The 14,472-nt window shown below is 70.8% G+C and carries 11 protein-coding genes; 5 read left to right on the forward strand and 6 right to left on the reverse strand.

The features are described 5' to 3' along the window. Window positions 1-85: 85 nt before the first annotated feature. Genes IE275_RS05455 through IE275_RS05465 form a run of 3 tightly spaced genes read left to right on the forward strand, consistent with a single transcriptional unit; the run spans window position 86 to window position 3,298 of the window. Entirely contained in the window at window positions 86-1,066 is a 981-nt protein-coding gene (locus IE275_RS05455) for an ABC transporter permease (RefSeq protein ID WP_189708104.1), read from the forward strand. Between the two features lie 21 nt (window positions 1,067-1,087). After that, window positions 1,088-2,149: an ABC transporter ATP-binding protein gene (locus IE275_RS05460; RefSeq protein ID WP_189708107.1), complete on the forward strand. Its 1,062-nt coding sequence runs from the start codon at window positions 1,088-1,090 to the stop codon at window positions 2,147-2,149. A gap of 9 nt (window positions 2,150-2,158) precedes the next feature. Next, on the forward strand, window positions 2,159-3,298 hold the full coding sequence (locus IE275_RS05465; RefSeq protein WP_189708109.1) for an ABC transporter ATP-binding protein: 1,140 nt from the start codon (window positions 2,159-2,161) through the stop codon (window positions 3,296-3,298). A gap of 31 nt (window positions 3,299-3,329) precedes the next feature. Here the strand turns inward: IE275_RS05465 and IE275_RS05470 are convergent, their stop codons facing one another. Next, entirely contained in the window at window positions 3,330-4,097 is a 768-nt protein-coding gene (locus tag IE275_RS05470) for a class I SAM-dependent methyltransferase (protein WP_189708111.1), read from the reverse strand. Window positions 4,098-4,197: 100 nt separating this feature from the next. Between IE275_RS05470 and IE275_RS05475 the strand changes: the two genes are divergently transcribed. Both IE275_RS05475 and IE275_RS05480 read left to right on the forward strand, forming a co-directional pair. After that, window positions 4,198-4,704 carry a DinB family protein gene (locus IE275_RS05475; RefSeq protein WP_189708114.1) on the forward strand — a complete coding sequence of 169 codons (507 nt, stop codon included), beginning with the start codon at window positions 4,198-4,200 and terminating at the stop codon, window positions 4,702-4,704. Between the two features lie 399 nt (window positions 4,705-5,103). Next, on the forward strand, window positions 5,104-8,409 hold the full coding sequence (locus tag IE275_RS05480; protein ID WP_189708116.1) for an AfsR/SARP family transcriptional regulator: 3,306 nt from the start codon (window positions 5,104-5,106) through the stop codon (window positions 8,407-8,409). 29 nt (window positions 8,410-8,438) lie between these two features. On the opposite strand, the gene IE275_RS05485 is transcribed toward IE275_RS05480, so the two are convergent. From IE275_RS05485 to IE275_RS05505, 5 genes are all read right to left on the reverse strand, one after another. Beyond that, window positions 8,439-9,206, reverse strand: coding sequence for an AfsR/SARP family transcriptional regulator (locus tag IE275_RS05485; RefSeq protein WP_189708118.1), 768 nt, complete (start codon window positions 9,204-9,206; stop codon window positions 8,439-8,441). Between the two features lie 217 nt (window positions 9,207-9,423). Then, entirely contained in the window at window positions 9,424-10,485 is a 1,062-nt protein-coding gene (locus tag IE275_RS05490; RefSeq protein ID WP_189708120.1) for an ABC transporter ATP-binding protein, read from the reverse strand. 26 nt (window positions 10,486-10,511) lie between these two features. Next, the gene (locus IE275_RS05495; RefSeq protein ID WP_189708121.1) at window positions 10,512-11,549 is read right to left on the reverse strand and encodes an ABC transporter ATP-binding protein; all 1,038 of its coding nucleotides are present in this window, start codon (window positions 11,547-11,549) and stop codon (window positions 10,512-10,514) included. Window positions 11,550-11,596: 47 nt separating this feature from the next. After that, window positions 11,597-12,577, reverse strand: coding sequence for an ABC transporter permease (locus IE275_RS05500; protein WP_189708123.1), 981 nt, complete (start codon window positions 12,575-12,577; stop codon window positions 11,597-11,599). A gap of 101 nt (window positions 12,578-12,678) precedes the next feature. After that, the gene (locus IE275_RS05505; RefSeq protein ID WP_189708729.1) at window positions 12,679-14,439 is read right to left on the reverse strand and encodes an ABC transporter substrate-binding protein; all 1,761 of its coding nucleotides are present in this window, start codon (window positions 14,437-14,439) and stop codon (window positions 12,679-12,681) included. Between the last annotated feature and the right edge of the window lie 33 nt (window positions 14,440-14,472).

Raw genomic sequence — 14,472 nt, forward strand, 5'->3', positions numbered from 1 at the left:
TCCCGAGCGCGGTGCCCGGTGCGCCCCGTCCCGTGACGGGGCGCACCTCGCCGCACGGCCCTCGAGTCCGAAAGCTGCCCTTGAGATGCTGCGCTTCCTCCTTCGCCGGACCCTCGGCTCGATCGTGATCCTGGTCCTGCTGACCGTCGTCGCCTTCCTGCTCTTCTTCGGCATGCCCCGTGACCCGGCGCTGCTGATGTGCGGCAAGACCTGCACGCCCGACGCGCTGGAGAACATCCACCGCACCCTCGGCATCGACAAGTCGATCCCCGAACAGTTCTGGATCTTCCTCCAGGGTCTCGTCATGGGCCGGGACGACTTCGCCCAGGGGCCCTGCCCCGCCCCCTGTTTCGGCTACTCGTACCACACCAACGAGCAGGTCTGGTCGACCCTGATGGACCGGCTGCCGCTCACCGTCTCGCTCGCGCTCGGCGCCACCGTCGTCTTCCTCTTCGTCGGTCTCGGCACCGGGATGCTGGCCGCCTGGCGGCGCGGGACGCTGGTCGACAAGTCCTTCACCGCGGGCTCCATGGTGCTCAGCTCGATGCAGATCTACTTCCTGGGCCCGCTCGCGCTCGCCGTGCTGGTCTACCAGACGCACCTCTTCGACGAGCCCCGGTACACCGAGCTGACCGCGGACCCCGTCGCCTGGTTCACCGGGCTGATCATCCCCTGGGTGGTGCTCTCCACGATCTTCGCGGCGCAGTACACCCGTATGGCGCGCTCCTCGATGATCGAACAGCTCCAGGAGGAGCACATCCGCACCGCCCGCGCCAAGGGCATGAGCCGGCGGTACGTCTTCTTCCGGTACGCCTGGCGCGGCTCCCTGATCCCGATCGTCACCATCCTCGGCATCGACCTGTCCTCGATGCTCGGCGGCGCGATCATCACCGAGTACACCTTCGGACTGCCCGGACTCGGGCATCTCGCGGTGGAGTCGGTGCAGTTCAGCGATCTGCCGCTGCTGCTGGGCGTGATGCTCTTCGCGGCCGCCGTGATCCTGCTGTGCAACATCGTCGTCGACGCCGCCTACGCCTTCATCGACCCGCGCGTACGGCTGTCCTGAGCCGTTGTGAGGAGCACTGTCGTGACCACTGTGACCAAGGAGGCCGGGGCGCCCGTACCGGCCGGCGCGGGCGCGTTCCTCTCGGTGCGGGACCTGCATGTCAGCTTCCGCACGGAGGACGGTGTCGTCGGGGCCGTCGACGGGCTCTCCTTCGACCTCGAACGCGGCAAGACCCTCGGCATCGTCGGCGAGTCGGGTTCCGGGAAGTCCGTCACCAACCTGACCGTCCTGGGCCTGCACAACCCGATGTTCACCACCGTCGAGGGGGAGATCCTGCTGGAGGGGCAGGAGCTGACCACGGCCCGGGAGTCGGAGCTGGAGCGGATCCGCGGCAACAAGGTCGCGATGATCTTCCAGGACCCGCTGACCGCGCTCTCCCCGTACTACACGGTGGGCCGGCAGATCGCCGAGCCGTACATGAAGCACCGGGGCGCCTCCCGGAAGGCGGCCTGGGAGCGGACGGTGGAGATGCTCGGAAAGGTCGGCATCCCCCACCCCAGGGAGCGGGCGAAGGACTATCCGCACCAGTTCTCCGGCGGTATGCGCCAGCGCGCGATGATCGCGATGGCGCTGGTCTGCGATCCCGATCTATTGATCGCCGACGAGCCGACCACCGCGCTCGACGTGACCGTGCAGGCGCAGATCCTCGACCTGCTCAAGGACCTTCAGCAGGACACCGGTTCGGCGATCATCTTCATCACGCACGACCTGGGCGTGATCGCCGACATGGCCGACGACATCATGGTGATGTACGCGGGCAACGCGGTCGAACGCGGCACGGTCGACGAGGTGCTGCGCTCGCCCCGGCACCCGTACACCTGGGGCCTGCTGAACTCCATGCCCCGGCTGGACTCGGACCCGGCGACACCGCTGGCCCCCATCCCCGGCGCCCCGCCGTCCCTGCTGAACCCGCCCTCGGGCTGCCGGTTCCACCCCCGCTGCACCTTCCAGGACCGTGTCGGAGGCGGCCGCTGCGTCGACGAACGCCCCCTGCTGGCCCCGGACCGGGCCTCCGCCTGCCATCTGACGGCAGACCAGAAGCGGACCATTTTCGTCGAAGAGATCAAGCCCCGGCTGGGGTAGGAGGAACACGTGACGCAAGAGGATGTGGTTCTTCCCGCTCCCCGGGAGGCCGAGGGCAGGTCCGAGGCCGAGGCCGGTGAGCGGGAGCCGTTGCTGGTCGTGGAGGGGCTCACCAAGCACTTTCCGGTCAAGGGCGGCTTTCCGATCCGGCGGACGGTCGGGCAGGTGCAGGCGGTGGACGGCATCGACCTGACCGTGGCGGTCGGGGAGAGCTTCGGGCTGGTGGGGGAGTCGGGCTGCGGCAAGTCGACGACCGGCCGGCTGATCACCCGGCTGCTGGAGCCGACGGGCGGGAAGGTCTCGTACCGGGGGCAGGACATCAGCCACGCGTCCCGCAGGGAGCTCGCGCCGATCCGGTCCGAGATCCAGATGATCTTCCAGGACCCCTACTCCTCCCTCAACCCGCGGCAGACCGTCGGCAAGATCATCTCCGGGCCGATGGAGATCAACGGGATCGAGCCGGAGGGAGGCCGGGAGAAACGGGTGCGGGAGCTGCTGGAGATCGTGGGCCTGAACCCCGAGCACTTCAACCGTTTCCCGCACGAGTTCTCCGGCGGACAGCGGCAACGTATCGGTGTGGCACGGGCGTTGGCACTCGAACCCAAGCTGATCGTGGCCGACGAACCGGTCTCCGCGCTCGACGTGTCCATCCAGGCGCAGGTGGTCAACCTGCTCCAGCAGGTGCAGCGGGAACTGGACATCGCGTTCCTGTTCATCGCCCACGACCTGGCCGTCGTCCGGCACTTCTCGCAGCGTGTGGCCGTCATGTACCTCGGCAAGATCATCGAGGTGGGCGACCGGACCTCCATCTACACGCGCCCCCGCCACCCGTACACCCACGCCCTGCTCTCCGCGGTCCCCGAGGTGGCGGTCGGCGAGGACTCCGCGCCGCAGCGGGAGCGGATCCGGCTGGCCGGGGACGTGCCCTCGCCGATCTCCCCGCCGTCCGGCTGCCGGTTCCGTACCCGGTGCTGGAAGGCGGCGGAGAAGTGCGCGGCCGAGGAGCCGCCGCTGGTCCGGATCTCCGGCAACCACGAAGGGCACCTGACGGCCTGCCACTTCCCGGAGGAGCCGACGACCGAGGCACGGGACGAGGACATCGTGCTCGATCCGGCGCTGGCGGCGCTGGAGGACGGGGGCGAGGGGTAGGCGTCCGCCGCCGGCCGGCCGGGGCCGGGTCTCAGCGGTCCGGTGTCGCCACCGTGATGATCTCCGGGCTCGTCTCCGTCAGCGGGCCCCGGTCCCAGTCCCCGTACCGCTCCGCCACCCGCAGGCCGGCCTCCGCGAGGAAGCCGGTCAGCCGGGCGGGGGACAGGAAGCGGAGGGTGGCCCGGCTGCTGCGGGGGCGGGGCCATTCGGTGTGGTCGTAGGTCTCCGTGAAGGTCACGCGGTCACCGGCCGGGCCCGCGCCGGCGCCTGCGCCTGCGCCTGCGCCTTCGACTTCCTGCCACACCCGTACGGTCCGGCCGTCGGCGTCGGTGACCTCGTGGACCCGGTCGGGGGTCCACCCCTCCCAGGCGCGGGCGGCCGGGTTGCGGGTCTCGAAGACGAAGCGGCCGTCCGTGCCGAGCGCCGACCGTACGGCCCGCAGCGCGGTGCGCAGTTCCTCGTCGTCGAGCAGGGTCTGGAAGGCGTGGCCCGTCATCACGACCAGCTCGAAGTCGCCCTGCCATCGGTGGCACCGCAGGTCGCCCAGCACCCACTCCACGCCGGGGGCGCGGCGGCGCGCCTGCACCAGCATCGCGGCCGCCGGGTCGAGGCCCGTGAGCCGGCCGGGGTGGCCGTCCGCCGCGGCCCGCGCGAGCAGCCGGCCCGTGCCGCAGCCGACGTCGAGGACCGAACCCGCGGATCTCACCAGGTCCAGGTAGAAGTCGTCGTCGGGGCCCCACGGATTGATGGTGTCGTACAGCGCGGCGAGTGCGAGATCCGCGAACGAATGATCGACCACCGCGGCAGTGTGTCACAGGACCGTGTGACACAGGACAAGATCCACAACATCGTGATTCCCGCTCGACAGCCGGACGCCGGAGCGGTCATGCTCCTGCGCGATGACAAGAACAGACGACATGCCTCCCGCGTGGGACGAGCGCAGCCAGCTCACCACGTTCCTCGACTACGCCCGTGACACCGCCCGAGCCAAGAGCGAGGGCCTCTCCGACGAGGACGCCCGCCGCGCGGTCCTGCCGGGCTCGCCGCTGATGACCCCGGGCGGCCTGGTCAACCATCTGCGCTGGGTGGAGTACTACTGGTTCCAGGTCGTGTTCCTCGGTGAGGAGGACGAAGGGCCCTGGACCGACGAGGACCCCGACCGTGAGATGCGGATCGCCGCCGACTTCCCGCTCGCGCAGTTGCTGGACGAGTACGCCGGCCAGGCCGCGCGGTACCGGGAGCTGGTCGCCGCGCACGACCTCGACACCCGCGCGAAGACCCCGACCAGGGACGGCCGTCATGTCGACCTCCGCTGGATCCTGCTGCACCTCGTCGAGGAGACGGCCCGGCACAACGGCCACCTCGACATCCTGCGCGAGCTGATCGACGGCAGCACCGGGGTCTAGAGGGCGTCTCGGGGAGACGCCCCAGGGCCTCTGCTTCGGCTCTCGCCGGGGCGCGCGGGGCCGGAAAGGCCGATGAAAGACCGGTGAAAGGGTGCCCCTCGACACTGGTGATGTGGGGCGGGCGACCGACGGGGGATACGCGGCGCCCGCCCCGCAACGGGGGCGAGGGCAGGCAGGGCGGGCAGGGCGCGGGCCGGGGCAGGCCGGGGCGCTCACCGCGCGGGATGTGCGGAATTCGCAGTATTGGCCATGGCTTCCGGGGCGGAGTCGGCCGAGTTTGCGGTGTTATCCGGAGTCGGCACGGCCGAGTTGGCCGAAAAGCGACCTCGCGCCGCCCTCCGGTTCGCCTATGAAAAGGCAGACGTTGCCCGGCCGTCCCCACTGCATTACGTTCTGTGAATGCTCACCCCCCGGCCCCGGTTCCGCCTGCTCGGACCCCTGGACGTGGAGATCGACGGCCGGACCGTCGTGCTCACCGGGCGTCAGCGCGCGCTGTGCGCCGTCCTGTTGCTCCACGCCAACCACGTCGTCTCCGTCGACCGGCTGATCCAGTGCCTGTGGGACGGCCGGCCGCCGGGCGCCGGCGCGGCCCGCGTCCGGGCCCTCGTCGCCGAGGTGCGGCGCGCTCTCGGCCCGTCGGGGCAGGACCTGCTGACCACCCGCCGGCCCGGCTACGTGATGCACGCCGGACCCGAGGACCTCGACCTGCTCGCCTTCGAGGACCTGATCAGGGACGGCTCACGCGCCGCGGCCGCCGCCGACTGGCCGACCGCCCGGCGCTGCGGCGAGCAGGCCCTCGCCCTGTGGCGGGGCGAACCGCTGTCCGACCTGTCCGAGGCGGCCGTCCGCGAGGCCGAACTGCGACGCCTCGGCGAACTGCACCTCGCGGCCCGTGAGGTCCTCGCCGAGGCCGAGATCGAGACCGGCCGCCACCGGGAGGCCATCGCCGAACTCCTGCGGCTCACGGCCGCCCACCCGCTGCGCGAACGCCCGCACGCCCTCCTCATGCGAGCCCTGCACCGCGACGGCCGCAGCGCCGAGGCCCTGGAGCTGTACACCGCGCTGCGCCGCCGGATGGTCGACGAACTGGGCATGGAGCCCTCCGACGAGATCCGGGCCCTTCACCAGCGCCTGCTCGGAGGAGGCGAACCGCCGCCGCGGCCGAGACCCGCCGCCGCCCCCGCCCGCCAGGTCCCGCGCCAGCTCCCGCCCGCCCCCCGCCGTTTCGTCGGCCGGGGCGGCGAGCTGGCCCGCCTCGACTCCTGTCTGCACACCGCCGAACCCCTCGCCCTGATCGTCGGCCCGGCCGGCGTCGGCAAGAGCGCCCTCGCCCTGCACTGGGCCCACCGGGTCGCCGACCGCTTCCCCGACGGCCAGCTCTTCCTCGACATGCGCGGCTTCGACAACGCCGAGCCGATGACCCCGCAGGAGGCCCTGCCCCTCCTCCTCCAGGGCCTGGGCTGCGCCCCGCGCGACATCCCGCTCGGCGCCGAGGCGCAGACCGCGCTGTACCGGACCCTGCTGGCGGACCGCCGGATGCTGGTCGTCCTCGACGACGTGGCCGACCCCGCGCACGTACGCCGGCTGCTGCCCGCCTCCGAGGGCTCGCTGACCCTGGTGACCAGCCGCGACAAGCTCAGCGGACTCGTCACGCTGGACGGCGCCTACCGGGTGTCCTGCGACGTCCTCGACCAGGCCGCCGCGCTGGAGCTGATCAGCGGCGCGGTCGGCGCGGACGCCGTCGCCGCCGACCCCGAGGCCGCCGCCCGGCTCGTCGAACTCTGCGACCACCTGCCGCTCGCGCTGTGCGTCGCCGGCTCCTGGATCGGCGAGCGCCCCGGCAGCATCCGCGCCTATGTCCGCGACCTCGCCGACCGCGGCCGGCTGGCCCGGCTGCACGTCGAGGGCGAGGAGTCCGTCGCCGTACGCGCCGCGCTCGACCTGTCGTACGCGGCGCTGCCCGAGAACGCCCGGCACGCCTTCCGCACCCTGGGGGTGCTGCCCGGCACCGGCCGGTCGACGGCCGCCGCGGCCGCCGCCGCCGGGCTCGGCGAGCCCGAGACGGGCGACCTGCTGCGGCTGGCCCAGCGCGTCCACCTGCTGCGCGACGTCGAGCGGGGCCGCCCGGCCTGGCACGACCTCGTGCACGAGTACGCCCGCGACCGCACCGCCGCCGAGGACGCCCCCGAGGCGCGCACGGCCGCCGTCACCCGCGTCCTCGACCACTACCTCCAGAGCGTCGTCAACGCGGCGTCCACCGCGGGCCTGTACGTCATGCGCGGGCGCCCGGATCCCGTCCACGGCTCCCTGCCCCGGGAGTTCGGCACCGCCGAGGAGGCGTACGCCTGGTTCGACGCCGAGTGGGACGACATCGCCGCCGCGATCGGCCATGCCGCCGAACACGGCCCCGCCCCCTTCGTATGGTGGCTGGTGGACGCCCTCCAGGACCTCTTCCACCACCGCCGTCCGCTCTCCGACTGGATGCGCCTGGCCACCCTCGCCCGCGAGGTCGCCGAACGCGGCGGCGACGAGAAGGGCCAGTCCGCGATGCTCATGTCCGTCGGCCACGCCCGCTGGCGCAACGGCGACCTGCGCGGCGCCCTCACCGAGTACGAGGCGGCCGAGGAACTGGCCCGCCGGGCCGGCTGGCTGTACGGCGAGGCCGCCAGCCTCCAGGGCAAGGGCGTCACCCTCAAACTCCTCGGCGAACCCCTGCGCGCCCTGCCCTGCTACGACCGCGCGCTCGCCCTCTACCGCACCCTGGGCAACGTCAAGAACGAGGAGATCATGCTGATCAACTCGGCGTCCCTGAACCTCGCCCTGGGCCGCCTCGACGCGGCCGAGCGGGCGGCGGACGGAGCGCTCGCACTGATCGGCGACGTCGCCCACCACAACCGTGCGATGGCGCTGGTGAACCTCGCCCTGGTCCGGCAGCGGCAGGCCCGCTTCGCGGAGGCGTCGGCGGCGCTGCGCACCTGCTTCCTCGTCTGCCGCGACTCCGGCTCCACCTACGCCGAGGCGGTCGCCCTGGAGACCCTGGGCCGGGTCCGCGCCGACGCCGGCGAGGACGACCGCGCCCTGCTCGCCTACGAGGACGCCCTCGCCGTCTCCCGGCGGGTGGAGAACCGCAACTGCCAGGTGGACAGCCTCGCCGGGATCGCCGCGCTGAAACTGCGCGCGGGCCGCACCGACGAGGCCGCCGCCCACCTCGACACCGCCTTCGAGATCGCCGAACGCACCGGCCACCGCGCGGGCCTCGTCGACGTGCTCCTGGAGCGCGCCGCGCTGGCCCGCGCCCACGGCCGGCCCGCCGAGGCCCTGGACCACCTGGAGCGGGCCGAGCGTCTCGCGGCGGACGGCACCCCCGTGGTCGTCCCCCGCGTTCATCTCGCCCTCTCCGTGACCCTGCTGGCGGCCGGCGACCCCGGACGGGCCAGGGACGCGGCGACCTGGGCCGCGGCCCTCGCCCGCACCTCCGGACAGCGGCTGATCCAGGCCCGGGCCGTGCTCGCCTTCGCCGAGGCCCACCAGGCCCTGGACGACACCGACGCCGCCGAGGCCGCCCGGCAGGAGGCCACGGCCCTGTTCAGCGCCCTCGGCTCCCCACCGCTCGGCCCCCCACGCCGCCACCACCGCGAGGGCGACCTCCCCCAGGACGCGGAGTCCCGCCTCACCCTGTACCTGACGGAACACTTCGACGGCTGACCGGGGCGAGCGGCCGGCCCGGGCTCCGCTCAGACGCTCGCCGCGAAGGCGGCACGCCCCCCGAGGCGCGGATCGCCGGTCAGGATCCGCTCCTGGAGCGCCCGCAGCTCCGTTCCCGGCTCGCAGCCCAGCAGGTCCGTCATCCGCAGCCGCAGCAACTGGAAGCAGTCCAGCGCGTCCGCCGGGCGCCCGCACCGGTACAGGGCGAGCATCAGCAGACCGGCGACCTTCTCGTCGAACGGGTGCATCTCCGCCAGCCAGTGCAGCTGCGGCAGGCACTCCTCGTGCCGGCCCGAGCGCAGCGACAGCTCCGTGCTGGCGACCAGCGCCTCCCGGTGCTCACGGCGCAGCGCGACCCGCGCCGACTCCGCCCACGCCGTACGGATGTCCGACAGCGGCTCGCCCCGCCACAGCTCCAGGGCCCGCCCGTACAGCCCGAGCGCGGTGTCCGTCTCCCCGGAGCGCGCGGCCAGCTGGGCCTGCCGCACCAGCGCGCGGAACCGGGCGGTGTCCACGCTCTGCTCGTCGACCACCAGGACGTACCCCCCGCGCCTGCGGGCCAGCCCCACCCCCGCGCCCAGCGCCTTGCGCAGCCGGGTGGCCTGGATGTAGAGCGCGTCCCGGGGATGCTGCGGCCGCCGCTCCGGCCACAGCCGCTCGATGAGCGTCTCGTCCGCCACGAACGCCCCGGGCGTCCACGCCAGCGCCGCCAGCAGCAGCCTGGTGCCGTGCGGCAACGGCACCTTGTCACCGGAGCGCGTGCGCGCCTCGACACAACCGAGCAGCTGGATCTCCATGCTGTACCCCCGTACCTCGAACCACTCGAGTCACCACTGTGCGGGGTGGGTGTTCGGGTGGTGCACGGATCCTGCATGGGGGCGCCGCGGAAACGGGCGAAGGCCCGCGCCGGGTGAGCGCGGGCCTTCTTTCCCCTGGACCGGACGTTCATGGGCTCGGGTCAATGGGCCGAGAAAGTCCGCTCCGAAAGGAGACGGCTGACGGTAAAGGGGTGTGTCAGGCCGCCGCCTCGGGGTCCTTGGCGAGACGCGGGGCCGGCACGGTGGCCTTGACGTCCGTCGTCTCCGGGTAGTGGCACGCCGTCAGGTGGCCGGGCTTGTTGCCCTCGACCTGGACCAGCGGCGGCGCCTCGGTCGCGCACTTCTCCGTGGCCTTCCAGCACCGGGTGCGGAAGCGGCAGCCGGACGGCGGGTTGATGGGGGAGGGCACGTCGCCGGCGAGCCGGATGCGCTCGCGGGCCGGGGTGCCCTCGTCCTCCACCGTGGCCTCGGGCACGGCGGACAGCAGCGCCCGGGTGTACGGGTGGCGCGGGTTGCCGTACAGGTCGTCACGGTCGGCGATCTCCACGATCTTGCCGAGGTACATGACCGCCACGCGCTGCGAGAAGTGCCGTACGACCGCCAGGTCGTGGGCGATGAAGACGAACGCGATGCCGAGGTCCCGCTGCACCTTCTGGAGCAGGTTGACGACCTGCGCCTGGATGGACACGTCGAGCGCGGAGACCGGCTCGTCGGCGACGATCAGCTTGGGCTCCAGGGCGAGCGCGCGGGCGACGCCGATGCGCTGGCGCTGGCCGCCGGAGAACTCGTGCGGGAAGCGGTTGAAGTGCTCGGGGTTGAGACCCACGATCTCCAGGAGCTCCCGTACGCGCGCCTCGCGGCCGCCCGCCGGGTTGATGTCGTTGATCTCCATCGGACCGGCGATGATCTTGCCGACGGTCTGGCGCGGGTTCAGCGAGGCGTACGGGTCCTGGAAGATCATCTGGATCTCGGACCGCACCGGCGCCAGCTGCTTGCGCCCGGCGTGGGTGATGTCCTTGCCCTGGTAGGTGATCGTCCCGCCGGTGGGCTCCAGCAGCCGGGTGATCAGCCGGCCCGTCGTCGACTTGCCGCAGCCGGACTCGCCGACCAGACCGAGGGCCTCGCCCGCGTGGACCTGGAAGTCCAGCCCGTCGACCGCCTGCACGGCACCGACCGTACGCCGGATCGGGAAGCCGCCCTTGATCGGGAAGTGTTTGGTGAGCCCGGAGACGTCCAGGAGGGGAGTGGTGCTGCTCATGGTGGTGAAATCCCGTCTCTTGTACGTCAGTTCGCGGCGCTGCCGGCGAGGTCGGAGAAGTACTCACCGCGCTGGTCGGCGGTCAGGTGGCAGGCGGAGCCGCGGCCGTCCGTGATCTCCAGGAGCGGCTGCTCCTTGGAGCACAGGCCCCCTTCGACCTTGTCGGCGAAGGTGCACCGCGGGTGGAAGCGGCAGCCCGACGGCGGGTTCAGCAGCGAGGGCGGCGAGCCCGGGATCGGGTTGAGCGGCACGTCGACCGGGTGGTCCAGGCTCGGCATCGAGCTGAGCAGGCCCAGCGTGTAGGGGTGCTGCGGGTTCTTCAGCACCTCCCTCTTGGTGCCGCGCTCCACACACCGGCCGCCGTACATCACCAGCACGTCGTCGGCGATGTCGGCGATCACCCCCAGGTCGTGGGTGATGAAGATGATCGCGGTGCCGAACTCCTTCTGGAGGTCCTTCAGCAGGTCCATGATCTGCGCCTGCACGGTCACGTCGAGCGCGGTGGTCGGCTCGTCGGCGATCAGCAGTTCCGGGTCGCAGACCAGCGCCATGGCGATCATCGCGCGCTGGCGCATACCGCCGGAGAACTGGTGCGGGTAGTCGTCCACCCGGGTCTCCGGCTGCGGGATGCCGACCCGCTTCAGCATCTCGATCGCCCGGGCACGCGACGCGCTCTTGGAGGCGCCGGTGTGCTTGCGGTACGTCTCGGCGATCTGCTTGCCGATCGTGTGGTACGGCGACAGCGAGGCCAGTGCGTCCTGGAAGATCATCGACATCTTGTTGCCGCGGAGCTTCTCCAGTTGCTTCTCGGAGGCGGTCAGCAGCTCCTTGTCGTCCAGCAGGATCTCGCCCTCGATCGCCGTGCGGTCGCGGTCGTGCAGACCCAGGATGGCCAGGTTGGTGACCGACTTGCCGGAGCCCGACTCGCCCACGATGCCGAGCGTCTTGCCCTTCAGCAGGTCGAAGGAGAGCCCGTCGACGGCCTTGACGATGCCGTCCTCGGTGGAGAAGTGGACTTTCAGATCCCTGACGGAGAGGAAGGGCTGCTGATCGGTGCTCGTCACGGGGACGCTCCTGGGGGGTGATGCGAGAGGTAGGGGGCTGGCGGAGGTCAGGCGAGCCGGATCCGCGGGTCGATGAGGGCGTAGACGGCATCGACGATGATGTTGAAGAACACGATCGCGCCGGCGGCCAGGAGGGTCACACCGAGCAGCATGGGCAGGTCGCTCTGGTCCACGGACTTCACCGCGAGCCGGCCGATGCCCGGGAGGCTGAAGGTCTGCTCGGTGATGATGGCGCCGCCGATCAGCGTGCCGAGGTCGATGCCGAACACCGTGACGATGGGGCCCATCGCGCCGCGCCAGGCGAACCGGAAGAACACGTTCGACCGGGACAGGCCCTTGGCGCGGGCCGTACGGACGTAGTCCTCGCTCAGTTGCTCCACGAGCTGCGAGCGGGTCATCCGGGTGTAGTTGGCGGTGAAGATGATCGCCAGGACCAGCCAGGGCAGCAGGAGTCCGGAGAACCAGGCGACCGGGTCGTCGGAGAAGGGGGTCCACGACGGCTGGTCGAGCCATCCCAGCTGTGCGACGAAGTAGTACATCGCGATGTAGCCGACGAAGTAGATCTGCAGCGACGAGCCGAGCAGCGACGCCGAGCTGGCGAACTTGTCCAGGAACTTGCCCTGCTTGAGGGCCGCGAGCATGCCCGCGCCGACACCGAGGACCAGGAAGACGGCGGCCGCGCCGAAGGCGAGCGAGAGCGTCGTCGGCAGGCGGTCCATGATCGTGTCGAAGACCGGCACGTTGTTGGCGAAGGAGTAGCCGAAGCAGGGCGCGTCGCAGTACCCGTAACCGGCGTAGTCGCGGCCGACGAAGACGCCCTTCAGCCAGTACCAGTACTGCACCGGGATGGAGTGGTCGATGCCCAGGTTCTTCCGGATCTGCGCGAGGTTCTCGGGCGTGCAGTTCTTGCCGCAGGACATCATGGCGGGGTCACGCGGCACGGCGTAGAAGAGCCAGAAGGTGATGGCGCTGATGATCAACAGAATGACCATGGCGCCGATGACTCGGCGGACTAGGAAGCGGAACATGAGGCGTGACTTTCCGGACGGGGCGCCGTCGCCGCGGTAAGGAGAGGGGGGTGGACCACAGGGGGTGGCCATGGTGATGGCCACCCCCGGGGGACGTGCGCTTACTTCTTGGCGTAGAGCTTGGTGAGCGCGACGCAGGTGTTGGCGCTGTCCCAGATGACGTTGCCGACCTTGGAGCCGTACAGGTAGTTCCGGATCTTGTGGTAGTCCGGGACGACCGCGGCCAGCTCCATGATCATCTTGTCGATGTTGCCCCAGGCCTTGTTGGCCTCTTCCACGTCCGCGATCTGGGAGGCCGCGTCGATGGCCTTGTTGACGCTCGGGTCGTTCAGCTGGGCGTAGTTGCTGCGGCCGTCGCCGATGTTCTTGCCGCTCCAGCAGGGGTAGAACTGCGAGTAACCGTTCGGCCAGTCCGGGCTCCAGCCGGCCGCGAACAGGTCGAAGTCGTTGTCGACCTTTCCGATCTGGGTGTAGAAGGTCGACTTGTCGACCTGCTTGTTGACGACCGTGAAGCCGGCCGCCTCCAGCGCGTTCTTGATGGCGACGGCGGTCTTCACCGCGGTGTCGGACTGCTGGTAGGCGATGACCAGCTTCTGGCCGACCTTGCCGGCCTCCTTCAGCAGGGCCTTGGCCTTCGCGGGGTCGCCGCCCGGCTTCTTGTCCACGCCGTACAGGTCGAACTTGGTGTAGCCGGGGGTCACCGGGGCGAAGATCGTGGTGGCGATCTCCTGGCTGTAGGCACCGCCGCCGATGGTCTGGAGCTGCTGGTGCGGCCAGGCGTAGTTGATGGCCTGGCGGACCTTGAGGTCCTTGATCCGGGTCATGTTGATCGGCCAGTAGTAGGTGACCGTGTCGACCGCGGTGAGGACGCGCTTCTTCAGCTCGGCGCTGGTGAGGACCTGGGCGATGCGCTCGGGCGCGACCTCGTTGAAGATCGGCACCGCGTACTGGTCGGTGCCCTTGTCCGCGATCCAGCGGTCGGTCGACGCCACCAGCTCGTAGCCCATCTGGAACAGGTACTTGTCCGGGTAGGCGTTGCGGATCGAGTCCGTCTTCGGGTCCCAGTGCTCGTTGCGCACGAAGGTCATCGACTTGCCGATGTTGCGGCTCTCGACCTTGTACGGGCCGCAGGAGATCGGCTGCTTGTCGTACTTCTCCTTGGTGTCGTGCTTCTTCGGCACCAGGGAGTACGCGCGCATCGCGAGCGTGAAGTTGAAGTCGGCGCGGGCTTCCTTGAGACGGAAGGTGATGCTCTTGCCGTCGATCTCGATGGAGTCGAGGCTCTTGCCCTCGTACGGGCCCTTGTACTTGTCGCCGCCCACCAGGAAGTCCTGGACGTAGCGCGGACCCTCGGTGATGAAGGTGGCGAAGAGGCGCTCGAAGGTGTGGCGGAGGTCGTCCGAGGAGATCTCGGCGCCGTCCTCCCACTTCAGACCGTCCTTCAGCGTGAAGGTCCAGGTCTTGCCGCCGTCCTTCATGGTGCCGGCGTCGGTCGCGGCGTCGCCGACCAGGGTGGCGTTGCCCTTGGCGTCCAGCTTGTAGCCGGTCAGACCGCGCATGATCGGCACGGTGATGGCGGCCTCGGTCGAGACGTAGATCTGACCCGGGTCCATGTGGTCCATGTCGAACTGCTGGAGCGAGTAGATCGTCCCGCCCTTGACCGCGCCCGGGACCTCGGCGGCCGGACCGGTGGAGTCGGCCTTGGTGCCGACCGGGATCTCGACGGTCTTGGCCCCGGTGACCTTGGGGGCCTTGTCCTGCGAGGAGCCTCCCTCGCTGCCGCTGCTGCAGGCGCTCAGCACCGACGTCGACGCCGCGGCAACGCCGGTGGCGATGAGGAAGTTTCTGCGCGAGAAGGACATGCTGCCTGCCTTGAAGTGGGAGTGATGAGAGAG

This window comes from Streptomyces phaeofaciens (assembly GCF_014648915.1).
GTDB lineage: Bacteria > Actinomycetota > Actinomycetes > Streptomycetales > Streptomycetaceae > Streptomyces > Streptomyces phaeofaciens.

Bases quoted from the DNA above. Each gene is read 5' to 3' on its own strand.
- IE275_RS05455 (WP_189708104.1), top strand. From the start codon at position 86: ATGCTGCGCTTCCTCCTTCGCCGGACCCTCGGCTCGATCGTGATCCTG.
- IE275_RS05475 (WP_189708114.1), top strand. From the start codon at position 4,198: ATGACAAGAACAGACGACATGCCTCCCGCGTGGGACGAGCGCAGCCAG.
- IE275_RS05480 (WP_189708116.1), top strand. From the start codon at position 5,104: ATGCTCACCCCCCGGCCCCGGTTCCGCCTGCTCGGACCCCTGGACGTG.
- IE275_RS05485 (WP_189708118.1), bottom strand. From the start codon at position 9,206: ATGGAGATCCAGCTGCTCGGTTGTGTCGAGGCGCGCACGCGCTCCGGT.
- IE275_RS05490 (WP_189708120.1), bottom strand. From the start codon at position 10,485: ATGAGCAGCACCACTCCCCTCCTGGACGTCTCCGGGCTCACCAAACAC.
- IE275_RS05500 (WP_189708123.1), bottom strand. From the start codon at position 12,577: ATGTTCCGCTTCCTAGTCCGCCGAGTCATCGGCGCCATGGTCATTCTG.
- IE275_RS05505 (WP_189708729.1), bottom strand. From the start codon at position 14,439: ATGTCCTTCTCGCGCAGAAACTTCCTCATCGCCACCGGCGTTGCCGCG.